Raw genomic sequence first — 17,655 nt, 5'->3', positions numbered from 1 at the left:
TCTCCGTTCGCCGCCCGCGCATTACCCTTCAGACGCGGCCCGGGCGTCCCGACCTCCCCGGACGGCGTCCCGACATCCCCGGCCAGGAACCCACATGAGCAGACTCCGTACCCGCCGCGCCCGGCCCCCCGTGGCTCTGGCGCTCCCCGCGCTGCTCGCCGTGGCGTTCCTGCTGATGCCGCTCGTCGGCATCCTCAGCCGCACCCAGTGGCGCGATCTCGGCACGCACCTGACCAGCCCCGGTGTGGTCGAGGCGTTGCGGCTCTCGCTGGTCGTGTCCCTGTGGGCCCTCGGCTTCTCCCTCCTCCTCGGGGTGCCGCTGGCCTGGCTGCTGGCCCGCGTCGAGTTCAAGGGCAAGGCGCTGGTGCGCTCGCTGGTCCTGCTCCCCATGGTGCTGCCGCCCACGGTCGGCGGTGTGGCCCTGCTGCTCGGTTTCGGCCGGCGCGGGCTGCTCGGCCCCTGGTTGGAGGGCACCTTCGGCATCACGCTGCCCTTCCACACCTCCGGCGCGGTCATCGCGGCCACCTTCGTCGCGATGCCCTTCCTCGTGATCAGCCTGGAGGGCGCGCTCGGCGGGCTCAAGCCGAGCTACGAGGAGACCGCCGCCTCCCTGGGTTCCACGCCGCTGCGCGTGTTCTTCACCGTGACGCTGCCGATGGTGGCCCCGGGGCTGATCGCCGGAGCCGCGCTGACCTGGGCCCGGGCGCTCGGCGAGTTCGGTGCCACCATCACCTTCGCGGGCAACCTCCCGGGCACCACCCAGACCCTGCCGCTCCAGGTCTACCTGCTGCTCCAGGACCAGCCCGAGGCCGCCACCTCCGTGTCCCTGCTGCTGCTCGCGATCGCCATGGCCGTACTCGTCGCCCTGCGCGGGCGGTGGACGGGTACCCCGGCCGCCCGCATGGAACCCGGCGCGCCGGTGTACGCCGAGGAGCCCGCCGACCCGGCCCCCGAGGGCCCCGTAGGCCCCCTACCGTCCGGGGTTCCGGCCGCCCCTGAGGCTCCGGTCTCCCCCGAGGCGCAGGTCGATGGCGGGCACTGGCCGCTGCACGCCACCGTCACCGGTTTCAACGAGCTCACCCTCGACGCCGAACCCGGCACCACCATCGCCGTCGTCGGCGAGAACGGCGCAGGCAAGACCACCCTGCTGCGCGCCCTGCTCGGCCTGACCCCGCGCGCCCACGCCGAACTCCGCCTCGGCGACGCCGACGTGACCGACCTGCCCCCGCACCGGCGTCAGGTCGCCTGGGTCCCCCAGGACGGGGCGCTGTTCCCGCACCTGAGCGCGCTCGCCAACACCTCGTACGGGTTGCGCGCCCGCCGGGTGCCCCGCGCCGCGGCCCGGGCGGAGGCGCAGGCCTGGCTGGACCGGCTCGGCGTCGGGCACCTCGCCCACCGCAAGCCCGCCCAGCTCTCCGGCGGGCAGGCCCAGCGGGTGGCACTGGCCCGCGCGCTGGCCGCCCGGCCCCGGCTGCTGCTGCTCGACGAACCCCTCGCCTCCCTCGACCAGACCACCCGCGCCCGTGTCCGGCACACGCTGCGCACCCATCTGGCCGGCTTCGGCGGGGTCTGCCTGATCGTCACGCACGACCCCGTCGAGGCGGTGTCCCTGGCCGACCGGGTCCTCGTACTCTCCGACGGGCGGACCCTGCAGGACGCCCCGCCCTCCGAGGTGACCCGGCACCCGCGCTCCCCGTGGGTGGCCCGGATGCTGGGGCGCAACGCCTGGCCCGGCACGGCCTCGGCCGACGGTCTGGAACTCGCCGCCGGGGGCCGCCTGGTGGTGGCCGAGGCGCTGCCCGAGGGGGCGCAGGCGCTCGCGATCATCGCCCCCGAGGCGGTGTCCGTGCACCGGGTCCGCCCGGGCGGCAGCCCTCGTAACGTATGGCCCGGAACCGTACGGGAGATCACCGCGGTCGGCAGCCGGCTGCGCGTACTGGTCGGCTCGGACCAGGCACCCGACCTGGTCGCGGAGATCACCCCCGAGGCCGCCGCCGAACTGGGAATCGTCGACGGCGCCGCGGTGTGGACCAGCGTGAAGGCGACCGAGGTCACCCTCGTACGCCTCTGAGGCGGTGCCTCGACCCGGGGTTCCGCGGGTTCCGTGCGGCGCGGCGGCTCCGAGCGGCGAAACGGGGATGCGAAGCCGCGCCCCTGAGGACTGGAACGAGACGGTGCCCGTCTTTCTCTGCACCAAGTGCGGCGCCGCGATCACGCCGGAACCGGCCGAACTCGCCGCCGTCCCCGCCGTCTCCGACGACGAGCGGGACCGGGACCCCACTGCGTGAACTCCCTCCGGACCGGGCGGGCCCGGGCTACCCGGTCCGGACGTGGCTCGGCGCGTCCGCCACGGGGGCGGGCACCCCGTCGGTGCGACGGGGGCCCGCCGGCGGACGCGCTCAGGCGCCCACGTAGGTCGCCAGGTGCTCGCCGGTGAGGGTGGCGCGGGCCTCGACGAGGGCGGCCGGAGTGCCCTCGAAGACGATCCGGCCGCCGTCGTGACCGGCGCCGGGACCGAGGTCGATGATCCAGTCGGCGTGCGCCATGACCGCCTGGTGGTGTTCGACCACGATCACCGACTTGCCGGAGTCGACGAGTCGGTCGAGGAGGCCGAGGAGCTGCTCGACGTCGGCGAGGTGCAGGCCCGCGGTCGGCTCGTCGAGTACGTAGACCCCGCCCTTCTCCGCCATGTGCGTGGCCAGCTTGAGCCGCTGCCGCTCGCCCCCGGAGAGGGTGGTCAGCGGCTGCCCGAGGCTGAGGTAGCCCAGCCCGACGTCCGCCAGCCGCTCCAGGATCCGGTGCGCGGCCGGGGTGCGCGCCTCGCCCTCGCCGAAGAACTCGGCGGCCTCGGTGACCGGCATCGCGAGGACCTCGCTGATGTCGCGGCCGCCGAGGTGGTGTTCCAGGACCGAGGCGTGGAAGCGCTTGCCGTCGCACTCCTCGCAGACGGTGGAGACGCCGGCCATGATCGCCAGATCGGTGTAGACGACCCCCGCACCGTTGCAGCCGGGGCAGGCGCCCTCGGAGTTGGCGCTGAACAGGGCCGGCTTCACGGCGTTGGCCTTGGCGAAGGCCTTGCGGATCGGGTCGAGCAGGCCCGTGTACGTGGCCGGGTTGCTCCGCCGGGAACCGCGGATGGCGCCCTGGTCCACCGAGATGACGCCCTCGCTCGCCGGGATCGACCCGTGTACGAGCGAGCTCTTGCCGGAGCCCGCCACGCCGGTGACCACGACGAGCACCCCGAGCGGTACGTCGACGTCGACGCCCCGCAGGTTGTGCGTCTTCGCTCCGCGGATCTCCAGCTTCCCGTTGGGCTCGCGCACCGTCTCTTTGAGGCTCGCGCGGTCTCCGAAGTGCCGGCCCGTGATGGTGTCGCCCGCCCGCAGCCCCTCGACGGTGCCCTCGAAGCAGATGGTGCCGCCGCCCTGGCCCGCGCCGGGGCCGAGGTCGACGACGTGGTCGGCGATCGCGATCGTCTCCGGCTTGTGCTCCACGACGAGCACCGTGTTGCCCTTGTCGCGCAGCCGCAGCAGGAGGCGGTTCATCTGCTGGATGTCGTGGGGGTGCAGGCCGACCGTGGGCTCGTCGAACACGTAGGTGACGTCGGTGAGCGAGGAGCCGAGGTGGCGGATCATCTTGACGCGCTGGGCCTCGCCGCCCGACAGCGTGCCCGAGGGCCGGTCCAGGGACAGGTAACCCAGCCCGATCTCCACGAACGAGTCCAGGGTCTGGCGCAGCGTGGTCAGGAGCGGGGCCACCGAGGGCTCGTCGAGGTCGCGGACCCACTTGGCCAGGTCGCTGATCTGCATCGCGCAGGCGTCGGCGATGCTGATCTTCTTGATCTTCGAGGACCGGGCCCCCGCGCTGAGCCGGGTGCCCTCGCAGTCGGGACAGACCGTGAAGGTCACCGCACGCTTCACGAACGCCCGGATGTGCGGCTGCAGCGCTTCGACGTCCTTGGAGAGCATCGACTTCTGGAGCTTCGGGATGATGCCCTCATAGGTGAGGTTGATCCCCTCCACCTTGATCTTCGTCGGCTCCCTGTGGAGCAGGTCGCTCAGCTCGCGCTTGGTGTACTTGCGGATCGGCTTGTCCATGTCGAAGAAGCCGGAGCCGCTGAAGATGCGGCCGTACCAACCCTCCATCGTATAGCCGGGGATGGTGAGGGCGCCCTCGCTGAGGGACTTGGTGTCGTCGTACAGCGCGGTGAGGTCGATGTCGTTGACCGAGCCCCGGCCCTCACAGCGCGGGCACATGCCGCCCGTGATGCTGAAGGTGCGCTTCTCCTTCACGGTCTGCCCGGCGCGCTCCATGGTGACCGCGCCGGCCCCGCTGATCGAGGCCACGTTGAAGGAGAAGGCCTTGGGCGAGCCGATGTGCGGTTTTCCGAGCCGGCTGAAGAGGATGCGCAGCATCGCGTTCGCGTCGGTGGCGGTGCCCACCGTCGAGCGGGGGTCGGAGCCCATCCGCTGCTGGTCGACGGTGATCACGGTGGTCAGCCCGTCGAGGACGTCCACCTCGGGCCGTGCCAGGGTCGGCATGAAGCCCTGGAGGAAGGCGCTGTAGGTCTCGTTGATCAGCCGCTGCGACTCGGCGGCGATGGTGTCGAACACCAGGGAGCTCTTGCCCGAACCGGACACGCCGGTGAAGAGCGTGAGCCGGCGCTTGGGGATCTCGACGCTGACGTCCTTGAGGTTGTTCACCCGCGCACCGTGTACGCGGATCAGGTCGTGGACGTCGGCGGCGTGCGGCTCGGGTGACTGCGCGCCGCCCGTCCTCGTGACCTTGCTCATCGTGTCTCCATACTGTCGGGCCGGCGCCGCTGGATCGGGCCGGCGCCGCCTGCGCGGTCGCGGCAACGCCTTACTGTCTACCCGATCGGCGGTGTCATCCGTGAGCGGCGCCAGGTAAGAGGTGCGGTGGATCTCAGCGCGTGCGGGGCTGGTTGGACCGGATCATGTCGCCCGCCGGGTCGCGGAAGGTGCGGTCCCGGACCCCGTACGGCTGGTCGAGCGGCTCCCGGAGCACCTCGGCGCCGGCGGCGGCCCGGACGCGGCCGGCGTCGCCCCGGAACTCCGGCCCGAAGACGTCCCGGTAGGAGGGGAGCGCCGTGTCGTGGTCGTCGACGGCGATGACGCACTGCGAAGGGCCCAAGTCCATGGGTTTCACGCTACGGGCCGGGGGCCGGCCGGCGCTTCTCCGTTCCTGACCGGATGGCCCGGTCGCACCGACGGCCCGGATCACCGGCCGCCGGCCGGGTCCGGGGCCGGCAGTACGGAGAGCCAGTCGCCCGACGCGAAGGCGTCGGCGCCGATCACGGTGCGGCCGGTGCGCGGGGCCGCGACGGTGAGCACGCCCTCCGTGCGGCCGGCCGCGAACCGGGGCGCGCCGACCGTGATGACCACGGCCCGCTTGCCGGTGGCCCGGCGGAACTCCGCCAGGAGGCGCAGCCGCAGGGCGGCCTCCTTGCGGTCGACGGCCTGCGGCGCGTACGGCTCTACGACGGCCAGCGCGCCGGTGCCCTGCTCCCGGGAGGCCGCCGCGAGGGCCGCGCGCAGGGCCGTGATCCGGTCCAGCCCGCCGCCGGCGAGGGTGGGGCGCGTGGAGCCGGTCGGGAGGAACCGTACGCCCCGGTGCACGAAGGCCGGGCGGCCGGCGCCGGTCAGCGCGAAGTCGACGGCGGAGCCGGAGACCGCGGCCGGCCGGGCCCCGGCGGGGGCGACCGCGAACCGCCAGGGCCGGGAGTCCACCCGGGCCGCGGTGGCCACGATCGGATCCACCCCGTCGGCCGTACGCACCACCCCGGTCGGCGGCGTCCGCGCCCCCAGACTGTCCACCACAAGCCGCGGACCCCCGCCCCCGGCGGGGGCCTTGACCTTGGCCGGGGCCGGAGCCGGGGGCTTGGCTCGGGTGGCCGCGGGGGTGGTGGCCGAGAGCCTGGTCACGGTGAAGGGGCGCTCCGCCGTCGCCGGGAGCGGCAGGCTGATCTCCCGCCAGCCTGTCCAGTCCACCGCGGGCCCGCGCAGGATCGCGGCGGCCCCGTCGCCGTCGGCGAGTTCCACCGCGGGCCGGGCCCCGGAGCCGTCGCCGTTCACCCAGAGGGACAGCGACCGGGCCAGTTCGGGGACCCGGAGGGGACGGGGCGGGGTCCCGGTGGCGGTTCCTCCCCCGGCGGGCGGTGCGAGGGCGAGCCCCCGGCCGGGACGTCCCTGCCCGGGCGCGGCGCCGGGACCGGTCCACCGGGCACCATCCTCCAGATCCGCGAGCGGCACCTCCGACAGACCCACCCCGAGGGCCAGGAGAGCCGGGGCGGGCACGCCCGCAGGGCCCGTTCGGAGCGTCGTGTCAGGCTCGCCCGCCGGGCGCCGGACCCTGGCGCGCAGTTGGCCCGTCGCGTTCGGGACGCGGGCCGTGACCGTGAATCCGCCGTGTCCGTCGTCGGCCACCCTCCACCGGGAACGGTCGAAGTCGAGTTCCACGTCACGGGGTTCGACCAGGGCGGCGGCGCCCTGCGCGTCGTAGCCGGTCAGGACGAAGCGCGCGGTCTCGCCCTCCGCCGCGAGCCCGATCCGCTCCGGCACGGCCCGGATCCGGGTCAGGGGGCCGAGAACGTCGACGCGGAGCACCCCGCTCGCCGCTCCGAGGCGCGCCCGCACCTCCACCGGGCCGGAGCCCGACGCCCGCAGGACCCCGCCGGGATCGATCCGGCCCCGGCCCGCCGGGAGGGACCAGCCCGGCGCCGCGTTCTCCCGCGCGGGCACCGGACCGAGGTGTGCGTCGTACGGGGTGGCCCCGAGGGTCCGGGTCAGGCCGGGGAAGGCCCGCGCGGCGCCGCCGACGGGCTCGATCCGGTAGCCGGCGGCGCGGCCGTCGCCGGCCGGAGCGGTCAGGACCAGGCCGTTGGGGACCGCGCGCTGGCGGCCGTCGGACGGGGAGTTCTCCACGGTCAGCGCCGCCTGCCCGGCGAGCGCGGCGAGCAGGGTCGAGGAGCCGCCGCCGTCCAGGTTGAGGGCGTCGTGGGCGCCGAGCCGGTGCATCAGCCGGCCGAGCGCCGTCAGGGTGAGGCCTCCGCTGTCGCGCTGGCGGCCGTCGACGGTGACCAGGCGGGCCCGGCGGCCGTCGCGGGAGAAGCCGACGGCGGTGCGCGGCGCGGCCGCGTTGTTGGGCGCGCCGTCGTGGTTCTGCGGAACCCCGGCCACCACGAGCGCCTCCCGGCCGCCGACCGCGCTCGCCGGGAGCGGCCCGCCCCCGGCGGCCACCGGCCGGGCCGTCACGGCGACCGCGTCCCCGGGGCGCAGGGCGGCGAGTTCCGGCGCCGCCGCGCCCGCCGCGACCAGCAGGGTGGTTCCGGGTGCGGGACGCTCCCGGCGCGCGGGCCCCCGTACCGCCGCGCGCACGGCCCTGACCCGGCCGTCGCGCAGTTCCACCGCCGGTCCGGTCGCGGGGAGTCCGTCCGCCGGCCAGTCGGTGGTGTAGGCGGCGAAGCCCTCGGCGGGCGGACGGGCGGTGTTGAAACCGGCGAGCGGGCGGACCAAGGCCCCGGGCAGGGTGACGCTCCCGTCCAGGGCCAGGCGCAGTACCCGGCCCGGCCCGTCGGCTCCGAAGCCGACGGCCCATCCGGCGCCGGCCGAGGCCGCGTGCAGCAGCCGTCCGGCGCCGATGCCGGGGCCGAGCGGGGCGCCCGTACCCCGGATGTCGAAGAAGTCCCCGTTCACGGCGGCTACCACGCGGCGGCCCGGCCCGGCGGGGTGCCGGGCGGCGGAGTCGGAGACGGTGGCGACGCCCCGGCCGCCGAGGTACTCCGCGCGCACGCCGGCGCCGGCGCCCGCCAGCCGCACGTCGAGTTCGTCGATGCGCAGCCACCGGTCGGCTTCGAGCCGGTCGTACGACTCCAGCCGTACCCCGGGGGCGATCTGCCGGGCGGTACGGGCCGTCTCGATCCCCTCTCCCCCGCCGTTCCCGGTGGCATGGGCCGGCGGAGGCGCCGGGGCCACTAGCAGCACCACCGTGAGCAGGGCCGGCAGCAGGACGGGCGACAGCGGGCGCAGGGGGGACATCCAGGCAGGATCGGCCAGCTTCGCGCATACGAGCACATGAACACAGCGGGAGTCCGTGACTGTCAGCCATTCGCCCGCAGCATGGCCGGGAAGCCCCCGGGCGGGCCAAGTCATCCAAAGGTGCGGTCTGAAATCTTGACCCCGCCACGTCTTCGACCCGGGGGTACCAGTTCATGTCTTTCAGCGCGACCGGCTCACCGCAGCCCGTCGACGAGCCGTTGCCGGAGTCCGCCCCGGAGCCCGCCCCGGAGTCCGCCCCCGAGCCCGCCCCGGAGCCCGTCACCCCGCTGCGCCCGCCCGGGGGGCTCGCGACGGCCACGAGCGTCCTGCTCGCACTGGCCGGCCTGTACGCCCTGCTCCTGGCCGGAACCGGCCTGTACCTCGGCTCGGCCCTGCGCGCCGGGAGCTACCCGGATGCGGGCACCGGGGACGGCAACACCCTGCCGGACACCTTGCTGGCCCTGACGGGCCGCATCGAGATTCCGCTGCTGGCCGTCACGGCCGCCGTGTTCATCACCTGGTTCCACCGGGTCCACCACAACGCCCTGATCCTCGACCGGGAGGCGGTGACCCGGTCCGCGGCCTGGGCCGTCGTCGGCTGGTTCATCCCCTTCGCCTTCCTCCGCATCCCGTACAAGATGGCGAAGGAGATCTGGGCCGCGGGCCCGCCGCACGGTACGGACGGCGCCCGCCGGCCGGTCTCCACGGCGCCCGTCACCACGTGGTGGCTGGTGTGGATCACCGCACTGCTCGCCAACCGCGTCTTCGACCTCTTCCACGACCGCGCCGACGACGCGGACGGACTGGCCACCGCCGCGACCGCCGCCGCCGTGTACGGCGTGGTGCTGTTCGCGGCCTCCGTCTTCGCGATCCGCTTCGTGCGCGCGCTGACGGCGGCGCAGACGGCGATGCAGACGGCGGTACACACCGCGACGCAGACCGCCAAGGGCGCGCAGGCCGACCCGTACGCGGCCGAGTAGCCCGCGAAACCCCTTCCTGCCGATCCCGATCCGGATCCCGGATCCCGGATCCCCGATCCCGATCCCGCTCGCTCAGCCACCCGCCCCCGCGGGCCCGCGCCTACCCGGTCCCGGGTTCCCGGGACGGGAGGGCGGAATCCCGGCCGGCGGCATCCCCGGGCGCGGGATCAAGGACGGCGGGAGCCTGGAGCGTTGCATCAGGAGCGGCGGGAGCCCGGACGGCGAACTCGCACCACACGCACTTGCCGCCGCCCCGCGGCTCCACGCCCCAGGCGTCCGCCAGCCGGTCCACCAGCATCAGGCCGCGCCCCGACACCGCCCAGTCGTCGGCCTCCCGCCGCCGCGGCAGGGCGCTGCTGGTGTCCTCCACCTCGATCCGGATCCGGCCCTCCGGGGTCAGCCGCATGCTGACGGCGCCGACTCCGTCCGTGTGGACCAGCGCGTTGGTCATCAGCTCGTCCGCCGCCAGCTCGATCTCGTCGGCCTGGTCCCAGGCACCCCAGGCCGCGGCGGCGGCCCGGATCAGGTGGCGGGCCAACGCCGGGGCGTCCGGGTCGCCCGGGGTGAGGCGGTGTCGCAGCGGGCCGCCGCCGCGCGGGAGCGGGGTGCCGCGCCGGCGCAGCAGGAGCAGGGCCATGTCGTCGCCGCCGCCCGAGTCCCCGACCAGGTCGCACAGCGCGTCGGCGAGTTCCTCCACGTCCGCCGGCCCGTCCCGGACCGCCTCCATGAGGGCGCGCACACCCGTGTCGGGATCCCGGCCGGGTCGTTCGGTCAGCCCGTCCGTGCACAGCAGCAGGGTGTCCCCGGGGTGCAGTTCGAGGCTGGTGACGGGGTATCCCGTACCGGCGGCGGCGGCGGCGACGGAAGCACCCGGAGCCCGGAACCCACCCGCACCGGAGCCACCCGCACCGGAGCCACGCGCACCGGGCGCGTCCGGCTCGCGCGCCGACAGCCCCAGCGGCAGTCCGCCCGCCACCTGCACCCGGTGGCAAATGCCGTCGCCGCGCCGCACCACGGGGTCGAGGTGCCCGGCGCGGACCAGCCGGGCCATGCCGCTGGTGAGGTCGATGTCGGCGTACGTGCAGGTGGCGAAGCGTTCCGTCTCCAGGTCCCGCAGGAAGGCCGAGGCCCGCGCCATGGCCGCGCCGGGGGTGTGGCCCTCGGCGATGTACGCGCGCAGGGCGATGCGCAGCTGGCCCATGACGGCGGCGGCGTCCGTGTCGTGGCCCTCCACGTCGCCGATCATCACGCCGACCCGGCCCTCGCCGAGCGGAACCACGTCGTACCAGTCGCCGCCGATGTCCCGCCCCATCCGGGCGGCCCGGTACCGCACGGCGATCACCGCGCCCGCCACGTCCGGGATCCGGCGCGGCAGCATGGCCTTCTGGAGACCTTCGGCGAGGTCGTGCTCCTGCTCGAAGAGGATGGCCCGCTGGAGGCTCTGCGCGATGCCGCTGCCCAGCGCCATCAGCACGTTGCGCTCCTCGGCGTTGAAGTCGCCCTCCCGCGCGTACAGCAGCCCGAGCGCGCCGACGGGCCGGCCCTGGGCGATCAGCGGCAGGTAGACCCCGCTGCGGACGGCCAGCGGCTCGATGTACGGCCACAGCTCCGGGTAGCGGTGCTGGAACTCCTCGCGGGAGCCGAGGTACACCGGCCGCAGTGTCCGTACCGCCTCGCTCATCGGCAGGGGTGCGTCGATCCGCGTGTACTCGGTCTCCGGTACGTACGCCCCGATCTGCCCCTCCGCGACCAGTTGGATCCGGCCGCCGTCGACCACGCCCAGCATGACGCTGACCGCACCGAGGTGGCCGAGGGCCTCGGGGTCCTTGAGGACGTCGGTGACGTCGTTGACCGTGCGGGCGTGCGCGAGGATCGCCGTGGTCCGCTCGACGACCCCGGTCATCCGGCGCCGGCCCTCGTCGCGCTCACCGGCCGCGCCGGGCTCGCCGGGGTCGTGGACGGCGTCGCGGATGATCCCGATGATCCGGTACGGACGCCCGCGCGGGTCCCGCAGGATGCGGCCCTGGACATGGGTCCAGCCCGGGGCCCCGTCCCGGTCGCGGCTGCGCACGTAGGCCCCGTAGTGACTGCGGCCTGCCTTCAGCGCCTGCGCGATGCGTGCGTCGAGCCGGGCGTCCTCGCCGGGCGCGAGGCGAGTGCACAGGCCGGCCGGGGTGCCCGTGAACTCCTCGGGGCGCAGGTCGAAGACCCCGAGGGCGGTGGTGTCCAGAAACATCTGCCCGCTGTCGAGGTCCCAGTCGAAGGTGCCCATGTGGTTGAGCGCGAGGCTCGTGTCCGTCCGGGCAGGCCACTCGACCTGGGGGGTCACTCCCCTTTCGGCCACACCTTCAGGGTCTCACTCCTGCACGGTCCGCGCCGGTCCGCGGGGCCGTGCCGGGGCGGTACGGGAACGGGCGGTACGGGAACGGGCGCGGGTTCGCGGGACGCGAAGGGGGGCTCCGGCGTGTCGGCCGGACTTCGCCGCCCTCGTGCGCCAGCGCCCCCTCAGGGTGCCGAAAATCGGGACGAAAAAGGTCAGAAGTCCCGGCCTGTCGCGACTTTGACCTAATGAGCTACTTGTACGATTTCACGAAGATCGATCCGTTCATGATCATCTTTGCTGGCGTCAGCAACCCCTCGGCACGGGGTCATTGACGCCCACGGCTGTGTGGGGTGTGGCTTGTCGCAAGCGCCGAAGAGGACCGGAGAACCGGCCGGAATACCTGAGGGAGGGACGGAAGGAGCGGAGAAGAGGACGGAGGAAAGCGCGGAGGAAGGGACCCGGACCCGCGGACGGATATCCGCCCCGCTCACCGGCACCCCGCTCACCGGCACCGCGCGCACCGGCTCCCCGCACCTCGAGACCGACGCACCCGACTCCACGGGCTCGGGCCGACCCTCCGGCTCCGGCTCCGGCTCCAGCTCCGGCTCCGGCTCCGGCTCCGGCTCCAGCTCCGGCTCCGGCTCCGGCTCCGGCTCCGGCTCCGAGGACAGCTCTACCTCTGGGCACAGTTCGACCTTCGGGGACAGCTCGACCTTCGGGGACAGCGCGGCTTCCGACTCCGCCTCCGGGCCCCGCACCGGGCGCGGGAGTCTGGTCGTGCGGCCGTACCGGGATCCGCTGGTCTTGGGGCCCCTCTTCCGCGACGAGGAACCGGCCGAGGCCCGCGTCGCCGCGAACGCCGACCGCACCGCGGGCCCCGCCGCTCCCGGAGGCGCGGCCCGCTCCGGAGGCCCGGGCGGGCCCCACCGGGCCGGTGGTCCGCCGGCGGACCCCGACACCCTCCGGCAGGACCCCGTCCGCGCGGCGATACCCCGGCCCGCTCATCCGGCGGCGGATGCGGCCCCGGCCCACCCCCGGACCCTTCCCGCCGTACTCGACCCCGAGCTCACCGAACACCCCGCGCGAGCCTGTTCCGGCTGGTGGGCGCTGCTCACCGCCGCGCTCGCCACGCTTGGCGCCGCCGCCCTCGCCCGGCTGGAGGAGCTCCGGCCCTCCACCTCCGCCGCCGAGGCCTGGCCCCTGGCCGCCGTCGCGTGCTGCGCGCTCCTCACGCTCAGCGCGCTCTGCGGACTGCGGCGCGGCCGCGCCGGTCAGGCCTGGTCGCTGACCCTCTTCGGCCGCTACCGCGGCACGATCCGGCGGACCGGCCTCATCTGGTCCAACCCGGTGCCCCGGCACACCCGCGTCGACGTGCGGCTGCGCCACTGGCGCAGCGAGCCGCTCCGCGTCGTCGACTCCGAGGGCACCGCGCTGCGGTCCGTGGTCCTCGTCGTGTGGCGGCTCAGGGACACCGCCCGCGCGCTCCTGGCGGTGGACGACCACACCGCGTACCTGCGCGGACAGGTGGAGTCCGCGACCGCCCGGGTGCTCTCCCGGATGCCCGCCGACTCCTTCGACCCGGAGCCGGACGGACCAGACCGACCGAACGGTCCGAACCGTCCGAACCGTCCGAACACCCTGCGCGACACCGAGGCCGTCGGCGACGAACTGACCCGACTCCTCGCCGCCGAGTGCAGGGCCGTCGGCATCGAAGTCTTCTCCGCCCGGCCGCTGCACGTCGAGTACGCCCCCGAGGTCGCCGCGGCGATGCAGCGCCGCCGGGTCGCCTCGATCGACGCCCGGCACCGGGACTCCGTCCTCACCTCCGTGCTCGACGCCGTCGACGACACCGTGCACCGGATGTCGGACCGCGGGCTCGTGAGCCTGGACGACTACGAACGCAAGGCCCTGGTCAAGGACTTGACCGTGGCCTTCTACACGGCGCGCGGCCCTGCCGCCGACGCCCGCTGAAGACACCCCCGATGGAAAAGGAATCATGCATGCGCACGCCCGAGTTCACCGAAGAAATACCCGACAGCTGTGACTGCACCGGCTGCGCGCGCGGCACGACGGCCATGACGGCCCCCGCGGCCCGCCGCCGTCGCTGCACCCTGCGCGGCGCCGTGGTCGCGGCCGTCGGCGCCACGCTGCTGATGGGCACCGGAGTGGGCACCGCGTCCGCCGAGCCGGCGCCGGCGCACGCCGGCTGGGACGGCTCGAAGTACTGGTACAAGGACGCGACCGGCTGGTGGCGCTGGACCCAGCACTACAGCAAGTACGTGGCGAACAGCGGCCGTTCCTCGGCCGGCCCCTCGTCCTCCTCTTCTTCCGCGACCTCCTCCGTGCGCACCACCGAGCCGACCTTCCGCGGCCGTGCGGGCTGGGACGCCACGGACCGCGTGTACTGGTACAAGGACGGCACCGGCTGGTGGCGCTGGACCCAGCACAAGGACAAGTACCTGCGCTTCGCCGGCGGCTCCGGGTCGGGCTCCGGGTCGGGATCCGGCTCCGGCTCTTCCTCGGGCTCGTCCGGTTCCTCGGGATCCTCCGGCTCCTCCGGTACGCCCATCCGCCAGGGCACGGAGGGCGCCATCTCCTTCGCCAACGGCCACCTCGGCGATCCGTACGTCTGGGGTGGCAACGGCCCCCGCGGCTGGGACTGCTCGGGCCTGGTCCAGGCCGCGTACCGCTCCGCGGGCATCACCCTCCCCCGCGTGGCCTCCGACCAGTACCGGGCCACCACCCCGATCTCCCGCTCCGACCTGCGTCGCGGGGACCTGGTGTTCTGGACCTCGAACGGCAGCGTCTCGGGCGTCCACCACGTCGCCATCTACCTCGGTGGCGGCAAGTACATCGAAGCCCCCCGCCCGGGCAAGCAGGTCCGCGTCTCCAGCTTCAGCGCGTACAACCCGAACCTGTACGGGCGCGTCCGCTAGCAGCCGCCTCCGCACGACGGCGGGACGAGACCTCCCCGAGGGCCGATGGCCCTCGGGGAGGTCTTCGTGTCGGGCGGGATCCTACGGGTTGCCGTTACCGGCGCCCGGACCTCCGTCCGAACCCTGCTGGTCGGTGCCGGCTCCGGGCCCGATCGGAGAGGGCGCCGGCGGGGGCGCGATCAGCGAGGTGGCCGGAACGGGCTTCGGGGACGGCGGGGGCGGCGGAGGCGGCGGGGGCGGCGGAGGCGGCGGAGGCGGCGTCGGCAGTTCGGGCTGCGGCGACACCAGCGGCGGTGGCGTCGGCTTGGGCGGCTCGGGCCGGACCGAGGTCACCGGGGGCGGCGGCGCCGCCGAGGAGGTCCTGGGCGGGGGCGTCGGCTCCGGCTCCTCCGAACTGCGCGACGGCGAGGGCGCCACCGCGCTCTTCGAGGGCGACGGGGAGGGCGACAGGGACAGTGACTCCGACGGTGACTCCGAAGGGGACTCCGACCCGTTCACCGACGCCGAAACCGACTCCGGCGGCGACACGGACGGCGACGCCGACGCCGAATCCGAAGGCGACGTGGACGGAGATGCGGACGAGGAATCGGAGGGGGACACCGACGGGGAAGGCGAGGTCAGCGTCGGCGACGGCGACGGCGACGGCGAAGTGACCGTCGGGGAAGGCGAGGTCAGCGTCGGCGACGGCGAAGTGACCGTCGAGGAAGGCGAGGTGAAGGTCGGCGACGGGGAAGTGACCGTCGGGGAAGGCGAGGTGAAGGTCGGGGACGGCGAGGTGAACGTCGGCGACGGCGGGTGGGTCGTGAAGATCGGGGTCGGGATCACCGGCGGCGGGATCGGCCGGTCGTGGCGGCCGCGGTGGTCGCCCCGGTCGCGCTCGAACCAGCGGCTGTCGCGGTAGTCGTAGATCACGAACTTGTTCACGATGGTCACGGACGGTGCGATGACCACGACCTGCGAGGGCTGGTACGAGGTCCAGGGCTGTCCGAACCGCTTCGGGTTGGCCTTCAGCGCCACCGGCGGCCCGAGCGGGTTCCCGCAGGCGCACCGCACCCGCGGCACCCCCCGGTCGTCCACGAGCACGGCGGTCCCGGCCTGGAGGACGGACTGGTAACTGGTGGAGCGGCCGTCCACGTAGCCGTGGTTGGTGACCCGGGTGTCCACCCGGAGCTGGACCGGTGTGAGGGAACGCAGGTACCCCGGCACGGCCGTCGGCGCGATGCCGAGCGACGAGGCGAAGGCGGCGTTCTTGGCGGGCTGCGCCGACAGCACCCGGACCTGCTTCTCGACGTCACAGGCGGGCACGGCCGGCGTGCCCCCGTACAGCTCGGGCGAGGCGCCGCTGACGCTGCGGGTGGCCGTGGTTCCCGTGGGCGCCGGGGCCGTCGGCTCCGGCTGCGACGGGGGCTTCGAGGGCGGCGGGCTCTCGGGCGGCGGCGTCGCCTGCTTGGCGGCGGTGGACTCGGTGAAGGGGTCGGGCCCGGAAGCCGCCGCGGGCTGCAGGAAGACCTCGTTGCCCGCGGAGGTGGTGGTGCCCCCGCCGCCGCTGGGCCTGGTCAGTACGACGACCAGGGTCACGGCGGCGGCGAGGGCGACGATCGTGGTGGCGAGCCGGGGCACCGAGCGCCACCAGGCCTTGTGCGGGGGCTCGGGGGGCCCGGGGGGCACCCCGCTGCCGGATCCTCCGGGAGGGGCCGGCGGAGGCGGGGGCGGGGGCCCTTCCCGGCCCCCGGACAGGGGTCCGGAAGGCGGGCCCGTGGGGCGCCCGGACGAAGACGACGGCGGCTGCGAGGGCGGCTGTGTGGGCCACGGCGGCTGCTGGCCGGAGGGTTGAGTGGTCACGGGCTCTTCTTCCCAGGCGGAGGGGTTCCGGTCCCCTGTGGATGCTCCGCTGCGGACCCTTCGTGCCCTTCGTGCGGTGCTCCGCGGACGTTCCGTTATGGAACTTCCGCGGGTCATCAGCAGAAATCTCCGGATTTCATGCACTCCTGGCGACCATTGTGTGCGCCGTCCGGGTGGTGGCCGCAAGCGGAGCTGCCTACGGTGGCAGGGTGAGCCCTACAACGGCACCGGTCGCGCGAGCCTGGCGCGACGCCCTCGTCGCGGTCCTCGCCGGCTTCGTGGTGATGGCCGTGGTGGCCTCCGCGGGGCTCGCCCTGGCAGGCGCCGGTGATCTGCCCGGCGGCGCGTTCCCGCACGTGGTGGCCGCCGTCGTGCTGATGGCGGCGGGCGGCTCGGTCGACGTGACGGGCGGTGCCGGCTTCCTGGCGGATGCCGACGCGAGCCTGTCCGTACTCCCCCTCTCCGTCAGCCTGGCGGGCGCGCTGACCGTCGGCTGGCTCTTCCTGCGCCCCCTGCACAACCGGGCCGTGGCCGGGGCTCGCGAACTCCTCGCCCGCGCGGTGCCCTTGGTGCTCCTCTGGCTGGTGGCGCTGACCGGTGTCGCCCTGCTGTCCCGGCAGGACTTCACGGTCTCCACCGGCGATTCGATCATCGGCGACATCGGCGAAGTCCTCGACGCGGGCCCGACGGTGGGCTTCGAGGCCGCGATCCCCGCCAGTCTCGGCTTCGGACTGCTGTGGATCCTGGGCCTGTTGCTGATCTCCCTGCTGGTGTCCCGGCGCGCGCCGCTCCCGGCGGGGCTGGTCCGCTTCCACGCGGCGGTGCGCCCCGCGGCGTTCGCCGTCGTCGCGCTGCTCCTCGCGTACGTCGTGATCGGGATCGGCGTCGGCCTGGTGGTGGCGGGGACCCGCGGGCACGCGGACCGCACCCTGGCGGTGATCCTGCTGGGCCTGCCCAACCTGGTCTGGCCCGCCCTGACCCTCGGCTTCGGCGGGGCCTGGGAGGGCAAGGCCGAGGGGCCGTTCGGGCTGCCCGTACCGAAGGTCCTGGACGAGGTGCTGCGCGCGACCGGCCAGGGCTCCGCCCCGGACCTGTCCACCATCGACGTGGCTTCGCTCGCGGAGCGGGACTCCCGGGCCTGGTGGCTCGTGGTGCTCGCCGTCGTCCTGCTGCTCGGCGCCGGCGCGCTCGCCGCCACCCGTTCCCCCGCACACGTCCGCCCCTGGCAGCACGCGCTCCACCTGGCCGTGGCCCTCGCCCTGGGCACCCTGGTGGTGTGCCTGCTGGCCCGGATCCAGGCCCAGTTCGGGCTCTCCCTCCTGGGCATCGGCGACGCGAGCGACCTCGGCGGCCAGGTGGAGCTCCGCCCGCTGCTCTGGCGTACGGTCGGCTTCGCCTTCCTCGCCGGCGCGGTCGCGGGCTTCCTCGGCGCCCTGCTCCCCCGGCGCCGCCGCAACGAACCCGGCCGCCGGGCCCCCGCCGAGCCCGCCCCGCCCACCGTTGCGCCGTTCGAGTGA

At 74.7% G+C, this 17,655-nt stretch carries 9 protein-coding genes and 1 pseudogene; 5 read left to right on the top strand and 5 right to left on the bottom strand.

What is annotated here, in order from left to right; all coding sequences use genetic code 11:
* Positions 1-94: 94 nt before the first annotated feature.
* Positions 95-2,071 (top strand): ABC transporter permease, encoded by a 1,977-nt coding sequence (locus ACIQV3_RS00540; RefSeq protein WP_403708207.1) that lies wholly within the window; start codon positions 95-97, stop codon positions 2,069-2,071.
* Positions 2,072-2,399: 328 nt separating this feature from the next.
* Here the strand turns inward: ACIQV3_RS00540 and ACIQV3_RS00535 are convergent, their stop codons facing one another.
* From ACIQV3_RS00535 to ACIQV3_RS00525, 3 genes are all read right to left on the bottom strand, one after another.
* Positions 2,400-4,793, bottom strand: a complete 2,394-nt coding sequence (locus ACIQV3_RS00535) for an ATP-binding cassette domain-containing protein (protein WP_403708204.1) — start codon at positions 4,791-4,793, stop codon at positions 2,400-2,402.
* A gap of 133 nt (positions 4,794-4,926) precedes the next feature.
* A complete protein-coding gene (locus ACIQV3_RS00530) occupies positions 4,927-5,160 on the bottom strand; it encodes a hypothetical protein (RefSeq protein WP_403708201.1) in 234 nt (77 codons plus the stop codon).
* Between the two features lie 80 nt (positions 5,161-5,240).
* Complete coding sequence (locus tag ACIQV3_RS00525) at positions 5,241-8,057, bottom strand: phosphodiester glycosidase family protein (protein ID WP_403708198.1); 2,817 nt, start codon at positions 8,055-8,057, stop codon at positions 5,241-5,243.
* Positions 8,058-8,230: 173 nt separating this feature from the next.
* Here ACIQV3_RS00525 and ACIQV3_RS00520 point away from each other — a divergent pair, with 173 nt between their 5' ends.
* On the top strand, positions 8,231-9,037 hold the full coding sequence (locus ACIQV3_RS00520; protein ID WP_403708195.1) for a DUF4328 domain-containing protein: 807 nt from the start codon (positions 8,231-8,233) through the stop codon (positions 9,035-9,037).
* A gap of 100 nt (positions 9,038-9,137) precedes the next feature.
* Here the strand turns inward: ACIQV3_RS00520 and ACIQV3_RS00515 are convergent, their stop codons facing one another.
* Complete coding sequence (locus ACIQV3_RS00515) at positions 9,138-11,381, bottom strand: SpoIIE family protein phosphatase (RefSeq protein ID WP_403708192.1); 2,244 nt, start codon at positions 11,379-11,381, stop codon at positions 9,138-9,140.
* Between the two features lie 336 nt (positions 11,382-11,717).
* On the opposite strand from ACIQV3_RS00515, the gene ACIQV3_RS00510 reads away from it, so the two are divergent.
* On the top strand, positions 11,718-13,331 hold the full coding sequence (locus ACIQV3_RS00510) for an SPFH domain-containing protein (protein ID WP_403708190.1): 1,614 nt from the start codon (positions 11,718-11,720) through the stop codon (positions 13,329-13,331).
* A gap of 29 nt (positions 13,332-13,360) precedes the next feature.
* Positions 13,361-14,296 (top strand): C40 family peptidase, encoded by a 936-nt coding sequence (locus ACIQV3_RS00505; protein ID WP_403708187.1) that lies wholly within the window; start codon positions 13,361-13,363, stop codon positions 14,294-14,296.
* 465 nt (positions 14,297-14,761) lie between these two features.
* Here ACIQV3_RS00505 and ACIQV3_RS00500 read toward each other — a convergent pair.
* A pseudogene (locus ACIQV3_RS00500) lies at positions 14,762-16,138 on the bottom strand (DUF6777 domain-containing protein); the annotation flags it as partial.
* A 209-nt stretch (positions 16,139-16,347) separates the two neighbouring features.
* Between ACIQV3_RS00500 and ACIQV3_RS00495 the strand changes: the two are divergent.
* Positions 16,348-17,655: a streptophobe family protein gene (locus ACIQV3_RS00495; protein ID WP_403708184.1), complete on the top strand. Its 1,308-nt coding sequence runs from the start codon at positions 16,348-16,350 to the stop codon at positions 17,653-17,655.

It is taken from the genome of Streptomyces sp. NPDC099050, assembly GCF_044759865.1.
Taxonomy (GTDB): domain Bacteria; phylum Actinomycetota; class Actinomycetes; order Streptomycetales; family Streptomycetaceae; genus Streptomyces.
The sequence above is the reverse complement of the archived record's forward strand: the minus strand, read 5'-3'. Positions and strand labels throughout refer to the sequence as shown.

Excerpts from the sequence above, each read along its gene's own strand:
- ACIQV3_RS00530 (WP_403708201.1), bottom strand. The coding sequence starts at position 5,160 with ATGGACTTGGGCCCTTCGCAGTGCGTCATCGCCGTCGACGACCACGAC.
- ACIQV3_RS00505 (WP_403708187.1), top strand. The coding sequence starts at position 13,361 with ATGCGCACGCCCGAGTTCACCGAAGAAATACCCGACAGCTGTGACTGC.
- ACIQV3_RS00535 (WP_403708204.1), bottom strand. The coding sequence starts at position 4,793 with ATGAGCAAGGTCACGAGGACGGGCGGCGCGCAGTCACCCGAGCCGCAC.
- ACIQV3_RS00520 (WP_403708195.1), top strand. The coding sequence starts at position 8,231 with ATGTCTTTCAGCGCGACCGGCTCACCGCAGCCCGTCGACGAGCCGTTG.
- ACIQV3_RS00525 (WP_403708198.1), bottom strand. The coding sequence starts at position 8,057 with ATGTCCCCCCTGCGCCCGCTGTCGCCCGTCCTGCTGCCGGCCCTGCTC.
- ACIQV3_RS00540 (WP_403708207.1), top strand. The coding sequence starts at position 95 with ATGAGCAGACTCCGTACCCGCCGCGCCCGGCCCCCCGTGGCTCTGGCG.